Raw genomic sequence first — 19,597 nt, 5'->3', positions numbered from 1 at the left:
TTCGAGGTGGGAGCAGGAGCAGGTGCTGGTGCTGGTGCTGGTGCTGGTGCTGGCGCTGCCGGTGCCGGTGCCGGTGCAGGCGCTGGTGCAGGCGCTGGTGCAGGCGCAGGCGCAGGCGCAGGCGCAGGCGCAGGTGCAGGTGCGGGCGCGGGCGCAGGTGCGGGCGCAGGTGCGGGCGCAGGTGCGGGCGCTGCCGGTGCAGGCGCGGGTGCAGGCACAGGAGGAGGAGCAGATGCGGGCGCAGGCGCAGGCGCCGGTGCAGGTGCGGATCCAGGTGCTGGCGCTGGTGCAGGTGCAGGCACGGATCCAGGTGCAGGTGCAGGTGCGGGCGCAACTGCAGCTGCAGCTGCGGCCGCCCCCGCCGATGACGAGCCGGTCTCGCCGCCGCCGCAGGCTGCCAGCAAGAGCGACGTCAACAGCGCACCCGCAGCGCGCGAACGGTGCAATTCCAAGTTTGTTTGCTTCATTTTCTTCATGAGATTATTTATGTGTTGATGCACCGGCAAGAAGGAGGAGGTGTCCGAACCGGGAGCGGCGTGGATATGCATGCTGCGTGCCCGGAATTCCTATTCGATCTCTGCTCCCCGATGTGGGCGCACTTTGTCGGAAATGATCGAGATTCCTGCAGATGTGGGTAGTTAGCTCGACACAGGACGACAATATTTGTCTCGTTGTGACAAACAAGGCGGTCTGCTGTCGGAGCCAGAGGGCAGGCGCATACGCTTGCCGGAGATCAAGTGCATGCAGCGTGGGCGATGCACCAATTTGAGAGCATTCCGCCGATGGAGCAGTGCGTGAAGCAATGGTTCTCGTCGGCGAGGATGCGCTCTACGATCCCTCAAGAACGACCGCGGCCGCATGCGTTGCGAATTGAATTCGGGGGCTGGCAGCCCGTCGAAGTTTGGGCCATCGTCACTCCGACGAGGCGGCAGTGGCCCGCAGAGACGAGAAGCCGATTGCGGCGCGCCGCTTCCTATGCATCAAGACTCTGCGGTAAAGCCGACGATCTTGATCAATCGGCGCCACTCGTCGGTATCGGCCTTGATGAGGTTTGCCAAGTCTTGTGGGGTGCCAGATTTCGCGGTCATTCCGATGTCACCCAACGCAGCGACCACTTCCCCCTGCGCCAGGATGGGGTGCAGGTATGCAGCTGCGCGGCGCACGATATCTTGCGAGGTTCTTCCCGGAAGGAACAAGCCGAACGATTCCGTTGCGTTGATCGGATATCCCTGCTCACGGAACGTGGGCACATCACGCACGAACGCGTTTCGGCCCTGCCCGGAGACGGCGATAAGACGAAGCCTGCCGCTTTTGAGGTGCGGCAGGAAGCTTCCCACTGTCGATGAATAGGCTGACACCTGGCCGCCCATCAGATCCTGCAGTCCGGGCGCATCTCCGCGGTACCCGACGTGCGTCAACTCCGTGTGGGAAAGCTTGGACAGCAGGATGCCAAGCAGATGGGGCGTGGAACCCGAGGCGGGCGAGCCAAAGTTGGCCTTGTCTGGATTTGCCTTGCACCAGGCGATGAAGTCGCTGATCCCGCGCACGCTGGGAGGCACCGCCGGACCCACGGCGAACCCGAATGCGAACGAGCAAACCGTTGTGACTGGCGCCACGTCCTCTGCAACGTATGGGAGCTTGCGATAGGTAAAGGGATAGATGGAGAACGGCGCGGTGGGCGACAACAACAAGGTGCTCCCATCCGGCGCACTGTCCTTAAGCGTCGAAATGGAGATCTGCATTGACGCGCCCGGCTTGTTCTCCACCACGACAGTATTTGCATAGCCACCTCGCATCTTTTCGGCCAGTCGCCGGGCAACCGCGTCCGTGGCTCCGCCCGGCGGAAAGCCGACCAGTATTTTTGCGAGACCAATGCTCTGCGAATGCGCATAGCGCAACGGGGCAGCGGTCAAGGCTGCGATCCCGGCGAGCTGGCTTGTGAATTTGCGGCGTGTAGGCATCTCACGATCTCCTGGCGGTTGACATGTTTTCATTGGTGAGCCTGGCGGCTCGCAAAGTGGATCTCTCCGTCAAGCCAGATAGCTCGCTTGCAGAATTTCAGGCGCGTCACGCAGCGTCTGCGCCGGGCCGCACCAAGCGGTTCGTCCCCGTTGCAGGACGACGGCGCGCTGGGCGAGTCTCAGCGCCAGCGTGGTGAACTGCTCGATCAGCAATACGCCGACACCGTCCGCCGCGACGCTCTGCAGCACGTCGGCCAGCCGCTTGACCACAAGGGGGGCGAGACCGAGCGACAGTTCATCGACCACGAGAACGCGGGGCCGCGCCAGCAGCGCCTGCGCCATGCAGACCATCTGTTTTTGCCCTCCGGAAAGGGAGCGCCCGAGGTGCTCGAGCCGGGGCGTCAGTTCGGGAAACGTCGTCAGCACGCGCTCGATCGCAGGCTCGACCTCGTTGGCGGGCAACACCATGGCCGCCGCGCGCAGGTTGTCGTGAACCGAGAGGCTGCCGAGCACTTGATGGCCCTCGGGCACGATGGCGAGCCCCGCGCGGCGCACTGCATCGGGGGCGAGGCCATCCAGCGTCGCTCCGCCCAAGCGGACTTGCCCCTGCGACCGCGGGATGGCGCCCGCCAGAGCCAGCACGATGCTCGACTTGCCCGCGCCGTTGGGGCCGAGCATTGCAACGATCTCGCCGGGCGCGACGTCGAGATCGACACCGTGGACGACGGCTTTGCCGCCGCGGGAAATGTGGAGTTGACGGATCTCAAGCATGGCTGGGTCAGCTTCCGAGGTAGGCTTGCCGCACGACAGGGTCGTCGAGCACCGCACGCGTCGCCCCTAGCGCGAGCTTTCTGCCGAAGTCGAGCACCAGCGTCTGCGTGCACAGGCTTGCGATGAGCTCCACGTCGTGGTCGATCAGCACGACCTGGGCACCGAACTCTTCAGGGATGGCGGCAATGGCGTCACGAAGCACGCGCGATTCGCGTTCGTCCAGTCCGGCTCCCGGCTCGTCGAACAGGATGAGCCGGGGCTTTCCGACGAGCGCCTTCGCCACTTCGATCATGCGGCGCCGGAACAAGTCCAGCTCGCCTCCGGGCGTGGCCGCGCAGTCCAGCAAGCCCGTGTGCTCAAGGGCGCGATGCACCTGCCGCGGAGCGTCCGCGAGCGCATGCGGCACATGGTCCAGCATGGCCTGCACGTTGTCCCATGTGCTGAGGTCTTCGACCACCTGCTCGGTCTGGAACGATCGACGCAGGCCGAGCCGGACGCGGCGCGCAGTGTTCAAGCCTAGAAGGGGCGTGCCGTTGATGCACACCTCACCCGCCTGGGCGCGGACGAATCCGCTGATGACATTGACCAGGGTCGTCTTTCCGGCGCCGTTAGGGCCGATCAACCCGCACATCGGTGCCTCCAACACGGCGTCCAGCCCGTCGATGACTGTGACGGCGCCGAACGCGACGCACAGGCCGCGAATGTCGATCATGGTGCCCTCTTTCGTGCGCGCAGGCGGGAAATCGCCGCAATCCATTGGCCGACAATTCCACGCGGCGCCGTGATGAGCGCATGCAGGAGCGCTGCGCCAAAGAAGACCATCGCGAGGTAGCCGTTCACTCCCAGGTCGACCAGCATTGACGGCACAGCCCGCAGGAGCAGCCCGGCCACCAACGCGCCGGCCCAGTGATGGGCGCCGCCGATAAGCGTGAGCGCAAAGAGCATCACCGACTCGCTGGCCGCGAACGCGCGGCCGTCCAGCTGGCCTACCGCGCCGGCCAGCAGGGCGCCGGCCACACCGGTGCAGACACCTGCGAGTCCGAAAGCCCACGTTTGGTAAAGCAGCACATTGACGCCTGCACCCTCGGCTACCGCCTCGCCTCGGCGGATCAGCGCCCACGATCGGCCGGCGCGCGTGCGGCGATGCAGTTCGATCACCGCGAGCATCGCCGCCAGCCACGCAGCAACGTAGGTCAGGTAAGCGCCTTCACCCTGCGCTATCGCCGGCCGGGGCATCATCAACCTTTCGCTACCGGTGATGCGCCCGAGCCAACCCGGACCGCCGTCCGGAAAACCCGTCGCGCTGACCACCACCTGGAATCCCCCGGCGAGCATCAGCGTCACCAGGGCCAGGTAAATTCCTTTCAATCGCAGGGCTGGCAACCCGGCAAGCATTCCAAGGACGCCGGCGGACAACCCGCCCGCGAGCACGCAAGCTTCGAATGGCCACTGCAGCCCATGACCGACCCGCAGCGCAACCCAGCCTCCCGCACCCAGGAGGGCGAACTGGCAAAGGCTTACCAATCCCAGCTGCCCGTAGAGCAGGGACACGCCTGCAGCGGCAATGGCCAGTGCGAGAGAGGAGGTCAGCGTTTTGATCCAGTAGGCGTTCGCGATCCACGGCAGCAGCGCGCCGAGAGCCAGGAGGAAGAGCACCATGCTTGCAAGGCTGAGGCGGGCGGCACGCCGCTCACGACGGACGGAATCAGGAGTCATGCTTTGCGGGATGCGTCGCGCCACAACACGATGGCGACGAGCGCGATGAGAAAAGGGGTGGCTGCCCTGAATGGGGAGAATCCCGGCACCAGTACGGCGACCGACTCCAGGATTCCGATCGCCAGGCCCGCGGCAGCTGTCGCGGGCAGGGAAGAGAGGCGGCCGATGATGGCGGCCGCGAACGCAGGGATCACAAGAAAGGTCAGCACCGTGGCCTGCAACCGCACGATGTTGGCCAGTAGCAGGCCGCACACGCCGGCGAAAGCGCCGGAGATCACCCAGGCCGCGGTATCGACCTGGAGCACGCGGATGCCGAGGATGGCGCTCAGCCCGCGCTGGTCGGCCAACGCACGCATCGCCAGGCCGATGCGGGTCCGCGCGAGCAGCAAGCCGACGGCGGCCATCATCGAAACGGCCACGCCCAAGCCGACCACACGCGTGTAGGTCAGGCGCACTTCAGCCAGCTCGATGGCCTGGTTGTCCGTCGGGAGCACCAGCCTGCGCGGCTGCTCTCCCCAGAACCATTCGGTGAAACCGAGCAGCACGAGCGCCAGGCCCAGCGTGCCGATCGAGCGCACCGTCGGGTCGCTTGCGGCCAGGCGGGGAGCGAGCAGGCGTCCGTAGGCGAAAGAGATCGCAACGGCGGTGGAGACCGCGGCGATCGCGGCGAGCGCCAACGGCCACTCGCGATCCAACGCCGACCAGGCCACATAGGCGGCAACTGCGCCGAGCGCACCGAACGCGAAGTTCAGCACGCCCGACGAACGGTACAGGACGACCAGGCCCACGCCCGACATTGCGTACACCGCGCCCACGCCGAGGCCGGAGACCAGGAATGGCAACAGTTCAGACATGGCGGCTCCGGGTCAAAGGCCCAGCTGCTTTTCCTGCGCGCGCAGGTCGGCCAGTTCAGGATCCGCGGCCATCAGGCAGCCGTTGCTAACCTGCTTGAAGCCGTTGCCACTTACCTGGGCAATGGGACCGCTGCTGTTGGCGTTGTGGCGTGCGCCCGCGCCAACGTAGAACGGCCGGCACAGGATGTCACTCTGGAAGCCCTTTACATCGCGCAGCGCGGCACTGGCAGTGGCGCGGTCGATCTTCTTCGGATCGAGTTTGAGCAGGGCCTCGGTTGCAATGCGCGCTGCCAGATAGCCCGCCTGTGCGAAGGAATCGCGCGGGTCATTCTTGCCACCGAAGGCCTCCATCGTCGCCTTCCAGTTCATGTTGTCCTTGCCGGCGGATTCGACGGGCATGAACTCCAGGTGGATGTCGAAGTTGCCGCTCCACGCCGGGCCGATCGTCTTGGGCACGTCGAAGTTGTAGGCGGGCGTGCTGCTGACGAAGTGGATCTTCTTTGCGAGACCCTGCTGTTCGGCAGCGGCGAGCATCGGCACCATGATGCCCTTGGGCACGTTGAGGATGACGACGTCCGGCTTCTTTGCCGCAGCCTGCAGCATCGTGGAGGTGGCATCGGGCGATCCGGGATCGATGGTGATCACGTCAACTTCGACACCGTTGGCCTTGCCCCAATCCTTCGCCCCATCGCAGGCCCAGTTGCCCAGGCTCGGGATGTTCGGGATGACGCAGACCATCCGCTTGGCTTTGTATTGCTGCGCCGCATACATCGCGACAACGGTGGCGGACACGCGCGGCCCGGTGTTCACCGGGACGTAGTTCTTGGCGAAGAAGCACTCGCGCGGCACGCCGACCCCGGCGATCACCATGACGTCCTCCTGGGCGTACATCTTGGCATTGACACCGCACTCGACAAAGCTGGAGCTGCCCACCATCGCGACCACTTTGCGATCCTTCACGAGCTTGGCCGCCACCTGGGCTGCCACCTCGGGATTCCATTGATCATCGGCGATCGTGAACTCGATTGGCCGACCGTTGACGCCGCCGTTGGCGTTCACGCACTTGAAGTACGCCTGGGCCGCCAGCGCCGAGGCGCTGAAGTCGTCGGGTCCGGTCTTGCCGACCACGGCGCCGATCGCGATCGGCTCGCCGGTCGCCGCCTTGCCGTTATTCAGTCCGCAAACGGGCTTGCTTTGCGCCATTGCGCTGCCGCCGGCCACCAGGGCCGCTGCAACGAAGATTCGCTGGAAAGTTTTTTTCGTGATCTTCCGGTTTGACCAGTGGGTTTCTATCGTTTTCATGTTGTCTCCTGTTGTGGATGGATCGGTTCATCAGATCGACATGCAGACGCTCTTCTGTTCCGTATAGGACTCGACCGCAGCGCGACCGAGGTCGCGGCCGAAACCGCTTTGCTTGTACCCACCGAACGGCAGGTTCGCGTCGAGCAGGTTGTGGGTGTTGACCCAGACCGTTCCGGCCTTGATGCGGGGGATGATCCGGTGCACGGCCGACAGGTTGTTCGACCACACGCTGGCTGTCAGTCCGAAGGGCGTGTCGTTGGCCTGGCGAATGGCGTCCTCCACGTCGTCGAATGGCATTGCGACGAGCACGGGACCGAAGACCTCCTCGCGCACGATCTGCATCCCGGGATTCACGTCCACGAACACGGTGGGCTGGATGAAACAGCCGGCATCGCGTGCGCGCTCTCCTCCGGTCAGGGCCGTAGCTCCCTCGCGGCGTGCACCGTCAATGAAACCCATGACCCGGTCGAAATGCCGGCGCGACACGACTGGCCCCAACTGCGCCGTGGCATCGAATCCGGAGCCGATGCGCATTCCCTCTGCCTGGCGCGCCACCTCCGTCACGACCTGGTCGAACAGGCTGCGATGGACATACAGCCGCGAACTCGCGGCGCAGACCTGACCCTGGTTGAAGAAGATGCCCATGGCGGCGCCTGCGGCGGCGGCGACAGGGTCGGCATCCGGCAAGACGATCATGGGAGACTTCCCGCCCAGTTCCAGCGTGAAACGTGCCATGCGGTCGACCGCGGTGTGGCCAATGGCACGTCCGGTCTGCGTGCTGCCGGTAAAGCTGATCTTGTCGACACCGGGGTGCGCGCACAGCGCAGCGCCGGCCGTCGCGCCGCCGCACACCACATTCAGCGCTCCGGCGGGGATGCCTGCTTCCAGCGCGAGTGCGGCCAGGCGCAGCGCAGTCAACGGCGTTTCAGGCGATGGCTTGAGCACCACGGTGCAACCCGCCGCCAGCGCCGGCGCGATCTTCCAGAGCGCGATGGCCAATGGGAAGTTCCAGGGCACCACTGCGCCGACCACACCCACCGGTTCGCGTTGCGTGTAGGTGTGGTAGCGGGCTCCCGGAGGAAACGGGATCGAGGGCTGCAGCGTGCTGCCTTCGAGCTTGGTGGCCCAGCCGGCCATGTAACGCACGAACTCGGCGGAAAAACCAACGTCGATCATGCGCGCGACGCCCTGCAGCTTGCCGCTTTGCAGGGTCTCCATGGCGCTCAGTTCGTCCGCGTGCTCTTCGATCAGCTGGGAAAGCCGGAACAGTGCGCGCTCGCGGTCGGCAGGCCGCATGCGCGACCAGGCCGAGTCTTCCAATGCCCTGCGCGCCGCAGCGACAGCGACATCCACATCGCCCTCGTCACTATCGGGCGTGTCGGCCACGATCATTTCCGAAGCAGGATCGACGACATCGATGCGCTTGCCACTGCGGGACTCGCAGAATTTGCCGTCGATGAAATTGCCGAAGCTGCGCCGCGAGAGGAAGCCGATGCGTTCCAGCTCCTGTTGGGAAAGGTCTTTGGGGTTCATGGTGCGGGATGGTGGAGGGGAAGGGGAAATCGCACCGCTCAGCGGCCGAGCATGAACTCGGCGCCGCGCTCGGCGATCATGATCGTGGGCGCATTGGTGTTGCCGCTGCAAATGGTGGGCATCACCGATGCGTCGCATACACGCAGGCGGCCCACGCCGCGTACGCGCAGTTGGGAATCAACGACAGCCATTGGGTCGTTTCCCATTCGGCAGGTGCCCACGGGGTGATAGACGGTCTTGGCGTACTGGCGCACGAATTGCTCCAATTCGCCGTCGGGGATGTGCTCCTGGGGACCTGGGTAGAGCTCGTCGGCGACCACCTTGCGCAGCGAGGGCATCCGCAGAATGCGTCGTGCCAGCTTGAGGCCGCGCACGAGCGTGTCCACGTCTTCCTGCTCAGACAGGAAACCTCCATCGAACTCCACCGGATCCAGGGCGTTCGCGCTAGCGGCACGCACACGCCCGCGCGACTTGGGGCGCAGGAAACAGGGGTCGATCGAAATGCCGTGCACCTCCGGCATCGGGCGATCCACGTCGCCCACCAGCACAGGCAACACGTGGAACTGCACATCGGGACGGCCGGTCCCGGCTGTGTCGACGAAGCCGCCGCTCTCCACCACGTTGGAGGTGAGAAGGCCTGTCTTGAACAGCTCCCATTGCACGCCGTGCTTCAACGCAGTGAGGCCCTTGTCCTGGCCCAGCAGGCTGATCGGCTCTTTGCAGCGGCCGTGCGCAATGATCTCGAGATGGTCCTGAAAGTTCTCGCCCACGCCCGGCAGATCGCGATGCACCGGGACGCCCAAGTCGCGCAGCAGGTCGCCCGGACCGATACCCGACACTTGCAGCAACTTCGGCGATGCGAGCGCACCCGCGCTCAGCACTACTTCGCGGTTGGCACGCGCCATCACGGTGCCACCGTCATTGCGGCGGTACTCCACGCCAGTCGCATTGCCATCCTCAAGGGTCACGCGCAACACATGGGCGCCGTTGACCAGGGTGAGCTTCGGATCGCCGAGAACTGCAGCGAGGTATGTGGCGGCCGTGCTGCCGCGTGTGCCATTGATCGTCGTGGTCTGGTAGAAGCCCACGCCGTCCTGAGTGCCGCTGTTGAAGTCGTCGTTGTACGGAAGGCCTGCCTCCTGCGCGGCCTTCAGGAACGCCAGACTCAGGGGGTGCCGGTATTTCGTGTCGCTGACATGCAGAGGTCCGTCGGTACCGTGCATCTCACCGGAGAAGCGCATGTTGTTCTCGGCGCGCTTGAATGCAGGCAGCACATCCTTCCAGCCCCAGCCGTCGCAGCCTGCCTCAGCCCACGCGTCGTAGTCCGCCGCCGCACCGCGGATGTAGATCATCGCGTTGAGCGAACTGCCGCCCCCATTCATGCGCCCCTGCGGCACGTACATCTTGCGGCCATTGGCATGCGGCTGGGGGACTGTCTCGTAAACCCAGGAACGCTCGGTCCCGATGACGCGGACGAACGTTGCCGGCATCTTGATGAACTTGCTCGCATCGGTCGGACCTGCCTCGAGAACTAGCACCGAGTGACCCGCCTTCACGAGGCGGTGCGCGATCACACATCCGGCCGAGCCGGCTCCGACCACGATGTAGTCGACAACTTGAGTCTCCAACGTATGTCTCCTCTATTGCTTTACTCGGAGCGGATGGTCGACTGCCTGACGGTCTGTTTCGAGGCAAACCGCGCAGAATGCGCTGTGGATCAATTCGCAGTGCCCACTCGGGTAGTCAAGGTTCTTAGACGGTCAGGTAACCGCCGTCCACGGGCAGGGTCACGCCGGTGATGTAGCTGGCAGCCGGCGAAGTGAGAAAGACAATGGCGTCTGCCACGTCCCCCGGTTCGCCCCAGTGCCCCAGTGGCGTCCGGTTGAGAATTTGCCGGCTTGCCTCTTCATCGCGACGCAGTCCCTCGGACAACGGCGTGGCGATCCAGCCGGGGGCAACGGCGTTCACGCGAACTTTCGCCGGAGCATAGGCCTGGGCTAGGGACTTGGTCAGCTGGACCACGCCTCCCTTGCTTGCCGCGTAGGCGGGCCTGTCCGCGCTGCCGAACGTGCTGAACATCGAGGCGACGTTGACAATGCAGCCTCTGGCTCGAATCAGTGCTGGCATAGCCGCATTGCACGCACGCATGATCGAAGTCAGATTGACGGCCAGCACCTGCTCGAAAACGTCTATCTCGTATTCATCCCGGTCGCGGCTGATGCCGGCGCAATTGACCAGAACGTCGATAGAGCTCTCCCGAGTTAGCAGAGCCTGCACTGCCGGTCCATCCGTCACGTCGAGTTCCTCGCGGCGGACCCGGTCGTGGATCGGCGCGTGCTCCCCGGCGGCCTGCAGGCCCGCGGCCACGACATGTGCCCCCAGTTGCGCGAACCGCAACGCGGTGCCGGCGCCGATCCCGGACGTGCCGCCCAAGACCACTACACGGCGCCCCTCGAAAAGCGTTGATACAAAAGTCATTTCATGTTCTCCAGATTGGGCGCGACGAGAACCTTCACCTGATCCTTGTCGGCAAGCAGCGCGTCAAATCCATGTGGAACGGCCTGCGCGAGCGCGACCTTCCGCGTAACGATCGTTGACGGGTCGAGCAGGCCCCCCGCCGTCCACGCGATCAGCGTCGGAAAAACATCCCTGTAGCCGACACTTGCCGTCAGTCGCAATTCGCGGTTGACTATGTCGAAGATGTCGATCTGGGCCTTGCCCATCAGCCCGACAAGCACGGCCTCGCCGCCCTTCCGGACACACGCGAGCGCCCCGTCCAGCGTGGTTTGCAAGCCGGCCACTTCGAATGCGATCGCGGCGCCTCGGCCCGAGGTCGCCGCGAAGACTGCGCTGGCGCTGTCCTCGCGGGTCGCGTCCACGACCCTGCTGGCGCCCATCGCGCCCGCAAGTGCCAGGCGATGGGCATGAACATCCACGGCGACGATCTCACTGGCGCCGCACCGGCGCAACATGGCCACCGTGAGAAGGCCGACCGGACCCATTCCGAACACCGCGCAAGCGTCGCCCGCCCGCAGCCCGCTCGTGCGCACGGCGTGCAAGGCGACGGCTGCAGGCTCAAGCGCAGCAGCCTGGTCGAAGCGCACTTCGTCGGGGAGCGGGTGAACCGTGTACGACGGCACCACCACTGTTTCCGCGAAAGCTCCATCGCCCATGAGGCCGATGAATCCCATCGCGACGCAGCGGTTGTACTGGCCCTGTCGGCAGTAGTCGCACTTGCCGCAGCGGTATTCGGGCTCGACCGCCACACGCGCGCCGACCGTGACGTCCCGCTCGGCGGACTCGACCACCGTGCCGCAGAACTCGTGTCCCAGCGTCAAGGGCGCACGTCGACCCGAAATCGGATGCGGACAGTCGACGGGAATGGCATGCGGCCCGTTGACGTATTCGTGCAAGTCGCTTCCGCAAATGCCGCAGTAGGCGACTCGAATTCGTACTTCGCCTGGCCGCAAGGCGGACTCCACCAGCTCCACGAGTCGCAAGTCCCGTGGCCCATGCCAACGCAGTGCCTTCATCGCGCTTAGCGGAACAGCGTGTCGACGTAGCCTGCGCCGATGCCGATCTTTTCGTAGTGCTCTCGGCAGAGCTTGATGTAGTCGTGCACGTCGAAGTGGCCCACAGAGCCGCCCTTTTCGTCGAGCCAGATCAGCGGCCCCTTGACGATGAAGAACACGCGCATGGGATCGGGGTGCTCGTAAGACACCAGCGTGTGCCCCTCGCCGGGCGTCTCGTACACGAAATCGCCCGCCTTCGCGATCCAGTCGTGTTCGAGATAGCCCCACTTGCCGGAGATCGTGTACGCGAAGACCTCGTGCGGGTGATAGTGGCGGTTCACGAGGCCCGGCTTGTCGGCCCGGAGCACATCGGCCCACTTGTTCTGGCTGGGAGAGATCCACAGCGGGCGAGAGGACACGGTCTCGCTGAACGGCACGTAGTAGCGCAGGTCATCGGTTGCTGCATTGGCGATGTGCACCTCGGGCTTGGCGTCGGGCTTGAAAACATCGGCAATCGGCGCAATGTCCCGCCAGAACTCGGTTTCAGCTTTCATCGTTGTCTCCATAACGTGTATGGGTGGCAACTTTGGCGCCAGTTGGAGGAACGCGCTGTTCCACCGCGGACGAGTTGTTTGTCTCGTCTTGACAATACGGCGGTGCATCAGGGAATTCCCCGATCCGCCCCAGCGACTTGAATACGGCCGCTGCGGTGCTAACATGAATTGGTTCGCCCCAGCCCTGGGTCGGCGTGCCCCAACCCCATGCCATCACTCACCACCGGACAGGGCCGTTACGTCCCCTTCAAGGAAGGGGCGACGGAGTTAGCGCCGGCGCGCGAGCGCTTGCGCTACTGGGAGTCGTACACCGCATCCGAGCTTGTCGGCCTGCGGTGTTCTACCTTCGCGCCGGAAGGTCTCAACGCACGGCAGCGCAACTTCGACCTTGGCGCACTTCGCCTTGCCGACATTGTCGGAAACGAACACGTTATTGAACGCACGATGCCCATCGTGCGACGTCACCCAAAGGATTCACTGTTCGCATGCCTGTTGCTGGAAGGCGAGGCATTCTTCTATCAGTCTGGCCGCTGCACCCTCGTCCACCGCGGCGACCTCATCATTTACAGCACCGACAAGCCGTACCTGTACGGGTTCACGCAGCCAATGCGACAGCTGATGATTGACGTCAAGGCAGACGCATTGTTCGAGTCCAGTGGCGGCATTGCGCTGCCTTCCTCACTGCTCAAGATCGACGGCAACCTTCGCGCGGGCCAGATGCTCATGCAGCCACTGCGAGACCGGATTCTTGGGTTCATGGAAAGCCCTCTGGCCGACGTTGCCACCTCCTTGAACGAGGAAATCCGCGCGAGATTGCGGGTGCTGCTGCAACCCTCGGCGCATGAGACGCCGCGTAGTCACGACGTCAACACCCTTCGCCTCCTGCGAGCTGAACGTTTCATTGCCGAACACCTCGCGGACGGCGAACTCGACGCAGAAGCTGTTGCAAACCACATGGCAATGTCGCTGCGTAACCTGAACCGCGTGTTCACTGAGCATGACTGCAGCGTGACGCAGTGGATCTGGCAGGAACGCCTTGCTTTGGCGCATCGGCAACTCGCCGACACAGCTCATGCTTCCAAGTCTATCGGGGACATCGCTCTCGGATGCGGCTTTTCGACGCAGGCGCACTTTGCTCGCGAGTTCAAGCAGCGGTACGGCATCACTCCGACACAGCACCGGGCAGGCGTATCGTTGTAGAAAAAATGCGTGGCCAGCGCTACATCAAACTTCAAGCCCCAGGAATCGCCCATTGCCTGGGCGAGTACGGCCCTGCCGGGGCGATTGAACCGCGTGTTCACGCCAAAGATGTCGAGTTCGCCGGCCGTGTCGCGGAAGACGAAGGCCATCTCCATGCCGTGTGCCGCGCCGAGAAGCAGATCCGGGCGCACGAAGGGCACGGCGGGTGGCTCGTCCCAATCGAAACGATAGGTCCACACCTCGGTGTGTCCCCCAGCCAGCATCGCGTTGGCCGGGGCGTCGATATGCAGCGCCTTCCAGGATAGCGACAGGTACTTCATTTCCACCTGATAGCCGCGGCGGTCGCGCAACATCGGGATCTTCCCCATCACCAGGCGCGAGTGCTCGGGCTTGTCGGCACTGAAGGTCTTGTACTCGTCGCGATTGCTTCCAAGAATTACCGGCACGCGGTTCCATTGGCCGCAAGCGAAGACTTCAGCCAGCGGTTCGCGCGGCAGCACCACACCGTCGCGCACCGGACGTGGAGCCCGGTAGATGCCGACGCTGCCCGGCGTGAACGCGCCCAGCAGCCGGGCCGGACTGAGCCCGCGCAAGAATGCGGCAATGTCCGCCGCGGGCAGCATCGCGAGTTCCTTCTTTGCTGCCTCGCGGACGTGGCGCAGGCAGCTTGTATCAGCTCATTGCTTGATGAACGAGCAGCGTGTCGGTGAATTGCTCGAAGCCCACGATCTTTCCGTCCTGCAACTTCCAGACATGGGCCACTCGAGCCTGCATTTCCTTGCCGGTGGCGCGGTAGGTGCCGTGGTAGGTTCCCACCCCGACGACCTGGTCGCCACCGTCGACGAGGCTTTGCAGTTCGAAGCGGTAGCCGATCCAATCCCTGCCCAGAACGGCAAAGACGTTATCGGCAACTGCTTGCGGCCCGACCCACGTGCCCGCGCAGGGAAAGCCCGCCATCTCGGTCCAGCGCACTTGTGGCGACACATTGGCCATCATCTCGTCGATGTTCCCCTGCGCCGACGCCGCGTAGTGCGCACCGACGATGTCGATGTTCGTCGTCATCGCCTCATCCCCACTTCATCTCGCCCTTGGCGACCTTGGCGCCAATCTGCAGCGCCACGCCCATGCCGGCGCTCGGATAGCGCTTGGACATGGCGGCAATGAGGGCCGCGCTATCTGCGGCCTTCGCCAGTTCTTCCTCGAACGCCACGAGGTAGTCGCGGGTGTAGCGGATCGCCGTTGCGTCGGTTGCAGCACTGGGCGCCATGTGGCCAGGAACCACCACGGCGGGCTTGCGCGCTGCCATCGCGTCGAGCGTCTTCACCCAAGCCGCGCGAGCCTCGGCGCCCTGTGTGTCGGCGGTCCAAACGTGAACGCCCGAGAACAGCAGCACGCCGCCGAAGATGGCGTTGAGCGAAGGCACCCAGATGTAGCGGCGGTTGGCAAGGCCATCGGCTTCGGCGATCTCGATGGTCTGGCCTTCCAGGGTGAGAGTCCGGCCGTCGAAGACTTCGGGCATCACGATGTCTGCCAGGGCCTGCGGGCCGTTTTCCTTGAGTTGGGGACCCCAGGTCGCCAGCTTCTTTTCGACGTTGCCCTTGATGGCCGCGATCGTGGCCGACGCCGCGATCACCTTGGCCCCGGGAAACGCCGCCTTGATCGGCGCGAGGCTGAAGTAGTAGTCGGGATCGCTCTGGCTGATGTAGATGGTCGTGAGCTTCTTGCCACTGGCCTTGATGGCCTCGACGAGCGCCTTGCCGTCGGGAAGCGTGAAGCCTCCATCGATGAGGACGGCTTCGTTCGCACCAGAAATCAGCACCGGTGCACGGAAGAATCCGTGCTCGCCGGCGGGAAAATGCTTCCAGGTCAGTTGGGTCGTTGCAGCCATAGCGTTTTTCACTCCTAGGATGGCCGTCGCGACACCCGCGCCGGCTACAGTTTTGATCACGTTTCTTCGCGTTGTCATGGGGTCTTACCTTCTACAAAATCAAGTGGACAGTGGATAGCCGGGCCGGGCCCGACGATGGGTTCAGGCGCAGCTCAGGCCGCTTCCAGCTGACTGATCAGTGCCTGTGGGTTGGAATAGATGGCAGCGTGATCCACCACCCAGCGCTTCGCGCCGGATTCGGCAATCAAGGTCGGCACGCCGCGGGCACCGAACTCCCGCATCAACGCCTGGGCGCGACCCGTACGGGCCCGGTTGGCGCCGAGCAGATCCGCATCGGGGTGCGCGACCTTCGCGGCGGCCTCTTCGAGACCCAGCGCCCCCAGCAGATCGGCCAGGGCCGCCAATGAGGTCACGTCGCTACCGTCCACGTAGCGCGCATGCTGGATGGCCTTGAGGGCTTCGAGCTCTCTGGCGGGGTCGGTCAACGACACGGCGCTCAGGGCAACCGTGGCGGGACCGCTGTCGAAAGGCCGCTGGCGATCTCCGAGAACCCGACTGCGGTACTGCTCGGTGAAGCGTTGCCCCGTGAGGCGTTCGATGCGCTGGTCGTTGGACCAGGCATAGGACGCGAACGCGTCGTCCATCGGTCTCGCGCCCTCACCGGAAAACAGGCCCGTAGGCAGCAACTCGAGGCTGACGCCGGGAAATGCCGACAACCCGGAAACAGCGGGCGCTGCGCCGTAGCACCAGCCACACAGCGGATCGAACAGGTAATGCAGGGTTTTGGTCATGGATTCAGTTCTTGGCAGCGATGGTAGGTACCGTCAATTGACTAGTAAATACATACATGCTAAACACAATGTATGCTTAAAACATACAATCAAGCCGACAACAGCCTGGGAGGGCTGGGAAATCTGAGGCGCCTGACCTACTTCGTGTCGGTGGTGGAGACCGGTTCGTTCACCGCGGCAGCGGAGCGCCTGGGCATCACCAAGGCAGTGGTGAGCCAACAGGTGGCACGGCTGGAAAGCGAGTTCCGAACCTCGCTCCTCGTTCGCACCACGCGCAAGGTGCAGCCCACCGAAACCGGGCAAGCCTTCTACCTGCGCTGCGCCATGATCCTGCGCGAAGCCGAAGATGCGTTCGACGAACTGGCCGAGGGATCGACAGACCCGTCCGGCACGCTGCGGCTGACGGCGCCCTTCGACTACGGCATCGGCGTCGTTGTACCGGTCATCGCCGCTTTCAGGCAGCGCTATCCCGCCTGCAAAGTCGATGCCATCCTGAGCGACCAGACGCTGAACATCATGAGCGGAAATATCGAACTGGCGATCCGGGTTGGCTGGCTGGCCGAGACCGGCCTGCAGGCGCGCAGGATCGGTACTTTCAGGCAATTGCTCGTTGCGTCACCGGCCATGGCGCCGCAGGTGGCACAGCTCACCCGACCGGAAGACATTGCCAGGCTGCCGTTCGTCGCACTCACCGCCTTGCGTGACTCCCAGAAGTGGAACTTCTCGCTCAACGAGATCGAACGCCAGGACGTGACCGTGCACGCCTCCGTTTTTCTGGATGCCACGCTCGCCGTGCGTACAGCCGTGTGCCTGGGCCTGGGGCTCTCTGTGCTCCCGGACTACGCGGTCGAAGACGACCTTGCCGCGGGACGCCTCATCCAGGTTCTGCCCCAATGGCGCCTGCCTTCCGGTGGCATCCATGCAGTGTTTCCGGCGGCGCGCTTTCGTCCGGCGAAGGTAAGAGCGTTCGTCGATCTGTTGGTCGAGAGAGAGCAGCTACGGCAGGCCAGCAACGGCTCGAATCAGTAGGCCTTGGCAATCCAAACCGGAGCCGCTGCCTCCCTTGGTGGCTAAGGCGAACATCCGTCGACGTTGGGGGGAGTTTCTGGCCCAGTGGATGGCGCGCATGAGCCAGCACCGTGGTCTGCGGTCGTTCCACGCGACACCGACGCCGAGGACGTGCAAGGGGCAAAGGATGCACCGTCATAAGAGCACTATCGCTTCTGAACCAGCCAATACGTCCATCCGTTTTGTTGACCTTTGAATGGACGCTCCGTGTCTGCAGGGTCGAAGACCATACTGATATCGCCATTTATCGCACTCGTAAACATAAATCCGGCATCGCCGAGCGCAACGTCCGACTCCACAGTTCCCGCGTCCGGGCTCACGTACTGAAGTCGCAGCTTGGCGCCAACCGCAGAAAAGGTGGACGGGTAGAAATTCCAGCTTTCAAGGGGGGGAAGGGGCATGCTGACAGTGGTTGCAAGCGACCAAGCGGGGCTGCTGGTCAACAAATCTCGAATCTTGGTGGCACCCGGCGTGAGGGGTTCGTCCGCAGCACTGACGGGCTCGACAGACATCAGGAAGGAGAGCAGACCGACGACAAGCAATGCGATGTTGCGCCAAGAAGGGTGAAACGACTTCAGGCTCCAATTCACTATCGGCATAGCGCCCTCCGGTTCGGGTTTGAAAAAGGGGCACTGATTTTGCGCGCAACATCAGCGACTGTCACTGGCACCGTGTGCGGGGACATGCGCGACCACGAGTGAGATGCAGCGGCCTTGCCTTGCTCAGCGCGGGGGCCGGTCGATTGCCGCCACGCAACGGCTGGAAGGGTGGGCATCGGGAGATGCTGCGCGAGCTTGCACGAGCATTGAAAGACCAAAGGGAAGCGCTCGACGCGCCCTTGCCCTAGTCGTCGCCCAAAGAGGCTTTCTGATACTCAGCCAACGTCGTGCGGCGGAACTCGCCCACCGGTATTAATTTGTCACCCAAGTTTGGAAAGCGGGCGCGGATGTAGGCTCCCTCCCGAACCCAACATCCCCTAGACGCTCCGCCATCCAGCGATGTGAGGTAGCTGACACGGTGGGGCGCGGTGCATCCGTCCTGGGCATCGGTCAACTGCAGACCCTGAAACGGGTTTCCATCCGTGACGAACAGGACATGAGGCTCGATGTCGCAACCGAGAACGATTGTGCAACCGGCGACGACTGCGGCGACTGAAGATGTCTTCATGCCTAACTCTCCAGTCGTTGCAGGGAAAAGATGGATTGAGCGCTTTGGTGTTGCGGTCGTCAACTCCAAAGTTGTGAGGCCACGTTGCCGGGCATAGCGGGGAACCTCCGGTCTACCTCGGCCACGCACTGAGGAAGGCGACCTTCGTTGGAACGCCTACAGATTGCCGGCTATACACTCCAGCTATGGACCGCAACACCCTCATCGCCGAGCTCGTCAAGGCATCGGTCGAAATGTTCAAGGCGTCTACCGACCTTGTGAAAGGTCTGGCATGGCCTGCGGTCGTTGGGTTTGTGATCTGGTTCTTCAAGGACAAATGGCTCGCCTTGTTTGACAACGTTTCGGAGCTTGAACTGTTCGGCCAGAAGGCCAAGTTCGCTCGCAAGGTTGAAGAGGTCCAAGCCGAGGTACGTGAGATCGCAGTAGAGGAACAGCAACCGTTGCCCCCCTTTGAAGTGCCACCAGCGCCTCACTATGACGAGCGACCGCCACCGATGCCGTCCAACAATGCAGAAGAGAACACGCAGTATGACGACAGACCGGTCACCAACATGCTGCTGCTCTATGCCGATCCGTCAGCGGGTTTTCATCTTGGGCGCCAGTACCTTGAGCGAACCCTCACCAACATGTTCACCAAGATGACTGGCACCGTTCCAGGATTGCTTGTGATGATGGATGACGTGATCGTGAAGCTGGAGCAACAGCGCTACATCAACGCGAAGATGCGTCGCACGATCAAAGACCTGTTGGACTTGGCAAACCAAGTGGCGCACAGCAAGTACAAGCCGAACGTCGAGACCGCCAAACTGTACGTCAACTCAGTGCAGTCGATCACCGACTTGATGAAGGATCGTGCGAAGCGAATGCCTTGACAAAACACTGGATGGGCATGCAGTAGTACCCATGAAAGAAGTTGAGTATTTCCACTGGTGGCTCCCCTCTACGGGCATGTGGAGTCGGCACCTCTCAAGCTGGTCGATGGATGAGGCGTACGCACTCAAGACATACCCGGGCGTTGAGAAGGAACCGTCCTCGCGCGAAGTGAGGCGGATCGCAGAGACGGACGAAGAACGGACCAGGTTCGCTACATCCTTGCACGCGAGCATCAAGCCTGAGAACGCTGGCCGCAAGCTCAAGTGCTCAAGACCTAATGTCTTAGAAAGCGTAAGCCGTCAATAAACCACGCCCTTGTGCGCGGAGTCGGAACCGATGCGCGCAGCGCGGCCTATGCTGCGCTGAGTTCGATGTTCCAGGGCAGCAGCGCCTCGTAATCGTCGACG

General features: G+C 63.5%; 20 protein-coding genes. 4 read left to right on the top strand and 16 right to left on the bottom strand.

Features of this window, described 5'->3' with window-relative positions:
• Positions 1–22: 22 nt before the first annotated feature.
• Positions 23–478, top strand: coding sequence for a hypothetical protein (locus ACSFA8_RS09370; protein ID WP_435479240.1), 456 nt, complete (start codon positions 23–25; stop codon positions 476–478).
• Between the two features lie 502 nt (positions 479–980).
• Here the strand turns inward: ACSFA8_RS09370 and ACSFA8_RS09365 are convergent.
• The 11 genes from ACSFA8_RS09365 to ACSFA8_RS09315 form a co-directional block, all read right to left on the bottom strand.
• Positions 981–1,961, bottom strand: a complete 981-nt coding sequence (locus ACSFA8_RS09365; RefSeq protein ID WP_435479239.1) for a Bug family tripartite tricarboxylate transporter substrate binding protein — start codon at positions 1,959–1,961, stop codon at positions 981–983.
• Between the two features lie 69 nt (positions 1,962–2,030).
• Positions 2,031–2,732: an ABC transporter ATP-binding protein gene (locus ACSFA8_RS09360; protein WP_435479238.1), complete on the bottom strand. Its 702-nt coding sequence runs from the start codon at positions 2,730–2,732 to the stop codon at positions 2,031–2,033.
• Between the two features lie 7 nt (positions 2,733–2,739).
• Positions 2,740–3,444: an ABC transporter ATP-binding protein gene (locus ACSFA8_RS09355; RefSeq protein WP_435479237.1), complete on the bottom strand. Its 705-nt coding sequence runs from the start codon at positions 3,442–3,444 to the stop codon at positions 2,740–2,742.
• Positions 3,441–4,391 carry a branched-chain amino acid ABC transporter permease gene (locus tag ACSFA8_RS09350; protein WP_435479236.1) on the bottom strand — a complete coding sequence of 317 codons (951 nt, stop codon included), beginning with the start codon at positions 4,389–4,391 and terminating at the stop codon, positions 3,441–3,443. Before ACSFA8_RS09350 ends, ACSFA8_RS09355 begins: the two co-directional genes overlap by 4 nt.
• A 53-nt stretch (positions 4,392–4,444) precedes the next feature.
• Positions 4,445–5,302, bottom strand: a complete 858-nt coding sequence (locus ACSFA8_RS09345; RefSeq protein ID WP_435479235.1) for a branched-chain amino acid ABC transporter permease — start codon at positions 5,300–5,302, stop codon at positions 4,445–4,447.
• Positions 5,303–5,314: 12 nt separating this feature from the next.
• A complete protein-coding gene (locus ACSFA8_RS09340; protein ID WP_435479741.1) occupies positions 5,315–6,505 on the bottom strand; it encodes an ABC transporter substrate-binding protein in 1,191 nt (396 codons plus the stop codon).
• Positions 6,506–6,634: 129 nt separating this feature from the next.
• Positions 6,635–8,137 carry an aldehyde dehydrogenase family protein gene (locus tag ACSFA8_RS09335; protein ID WP_435479234.1) on the bottom strand — a complete coding sequence of 501 codons (1,503 nt, stop codon included), beginning with the start codon at positions 8,135–8,137 and terminating at the stop codon, positions 6,635–6,637.
• Between the two features lie 38 nt (positions 8,138–8,175).
• Positions 8,176–9,765 (bottom strand): GMC family oxidoreductase, encoded by a 1,590-nt coding sequence (locus tag ACSFA8_RS09330; RefSeq protein ID WP_435479233.1) that lies wholly within the window; start codon positions 9,763–9,765, stop codon positions 8,176–8,178.
• 124 nt (positions 9,766–9,889) lie between these two features.
• On the bottom strand, positions 9,890–10,615 hold the full coding sequence (locus tag ACSFA8_RS09325; RefSeq protein WP_435479232.1) for an SDR family NAD(P)-dependent oxidoreductase: 726 nt from the start codon (positions 10,613–10,615) through the stop codon (positions 9,890–9,892).
• Complete coding sequence (locus tag ACSFA8_RS09320) at positions 10,612–11,670, bottom strand: 2,3-butanediol dehydrogenase (protein WP_435479231.1); 1,059 nt, start codon at positions 11,668–11,670, stop codon at positions 10,612–10,614. Before ACSFA8_RS09320 ends, ACSFA8_RS09325 begins: the two co-directional genes overlap by 4 nt.
• Positions 11,671–11,675: 5 nt before the next feature.
• Positions 11,676–12,203, bottom strand: a complete 528-nt coding sequence (locus ACSFA8_RS09315) for a 2,4'-dihydroxyacetophenone dioxygenase family protein (RefSeq protein ID WP_435479230.1) — start codon at positions 12,201–12,203, stop codon at positions 11,676–11,678.
• 207 nt (positions 12,204–12,410) lie between these two features.
• Here ACSFA8_RS09315 and ACSFA8_RS09310 point away from each other — a divergent pair, with 207 nt between their 5' ends.
• Complete coding sequence (locus tag ACSFA8_RS09310; RefSeq protein ID WP_435479229.1) at positions 12,411–13,403, top strand: helix-turn-helix domain-containing protein; 993 nt, start codon at positions 12,411–12,413, stop codon at positions 13,401–13,403.
• Between the two features lie 672 nt (positions 13,404–14,075).
• Here ACSFA8_RS09310 and ACSFA8_RS09305 read toward each other — a convergent pair.
• From ACSFA8_RS09305 to ACSFA8_RS09295, 3 genes are all read right to left on the bottom strand, one after another.
• Positions 14,076–14,465 carry a nuclear transport factor 2 family protein gene (locus ACSFA8_RS09305; RefSeq protein WP_435479228.1) on the bottom strand — a complete coding sequence of 130 codons (390 nt, stop codon included), beginning with the start codon at positions 14,463–14,465 and terminating at the stop codon, positions 14,076–14,078.
• A 4-nt stretch (positions 14,466–14,469) separates the two neighbouring features.
• Positions 14,470–15,369: an MBL fold metallo-hydrolase gene (locus tag ACSFA8_RS09300; RefSeq protein WP_435479227.1), complete on the bottom strand. Its 900-nt coding sequence runs from the start codon at positions 15,367–15,369 to the stop codon at positions 14,470–14,472.
• Between the two features lie 74 nt (positions 15,370–15,443).
• Positions 15,444–16,082 carry a DsbA family protein gene (locus ACSFA8_RS09295; protein ID WP_435479226.1) on the bottom strand — a complete coding sequence of 213 codons (639 nt, stop codon included), beginning with the start codon at positions 16,080–16,082 and terminating at the stop codon, positions 15,444–15,446.
• A 72-nt stretch (positions 16,083–16,154) separates the two neighbouring features.
• Here ACSFA8_RS09295 and ACSFA8_RS09290 point away from each other — a divergent pair, with 72 nt between their 5' ends.
• Entirely contained in the window at positions 16,155–17,111 is a 957-nt protein-coding gene (locus ACSFA8_RS09290; RefSeq protein WP_435479225.1) for a LysR family transcriptional regulator, read from the top strand.
• 185 nt (positions 17,112–17,296) lie between these two features.
• On the opposite strand, the gene ACSFA8_RS09285 is transcribed toward ACSFA8_RS09290, so the two are convergent.
• Both ACSFA8_RS09285 and ACSFA8_RS09280 read right to left on the bottom strand, forming a co-directional pair.
• The gene (locus ACSFA8_RS09285) at positions 17,297–17,749 is read right to left on the bottom strand and encodes a hypothetical protein (protein WP_435479224.1); all 453 of its coding nucleotides are present in this window, start codon (positions 17,747–17,749) and stop codon (positions 17,297–17,299) included.
• Between the two features lie 244 nt (positions 17,750–17,993).
• Positions 17,994–18,317: a hypothetical protein gene (locus tag ACSFA8_RS09280; RefSeq protein ID WP_435479223.1), complete on the bottom strand. Its 324-nt coding sequence runs from the start codon at positions 18,315–18,317 to the stop codon at positions 17,994–17,996.
• A gap of 185 nt (positions 18,318–18,502) precedes the next feature.
• Here ACSFA8_RS09280 and ACSFA8_RS09275 point away from each other — a divergent pair, with 185 nt between their 5' ends.
• Positions 18,503–19,189: a hypothetical protein gene (locus ACSFA8_RS09275; protein ID WP_435479222.1), complete on the top strand. Its 687-nt coding sequence runs from the start codon at positions 18,503–18,505 to the stop codon at positions 19,187–19,189.
• Positions 19,190–19,597 lie beyond the last annotated feature (408 nt).

This window comes from Variovorax nitratireducens, from assembly GCF_051216545.1.
GTDB lineage: Bacteria > Pseudomonadota > Gammaproteobacteria > Burkholderiales > Burkholderiaceae_C > Variovorax.
This window is presented reverse-complemented; position numbering and strand designations above follow the sequence as displayed.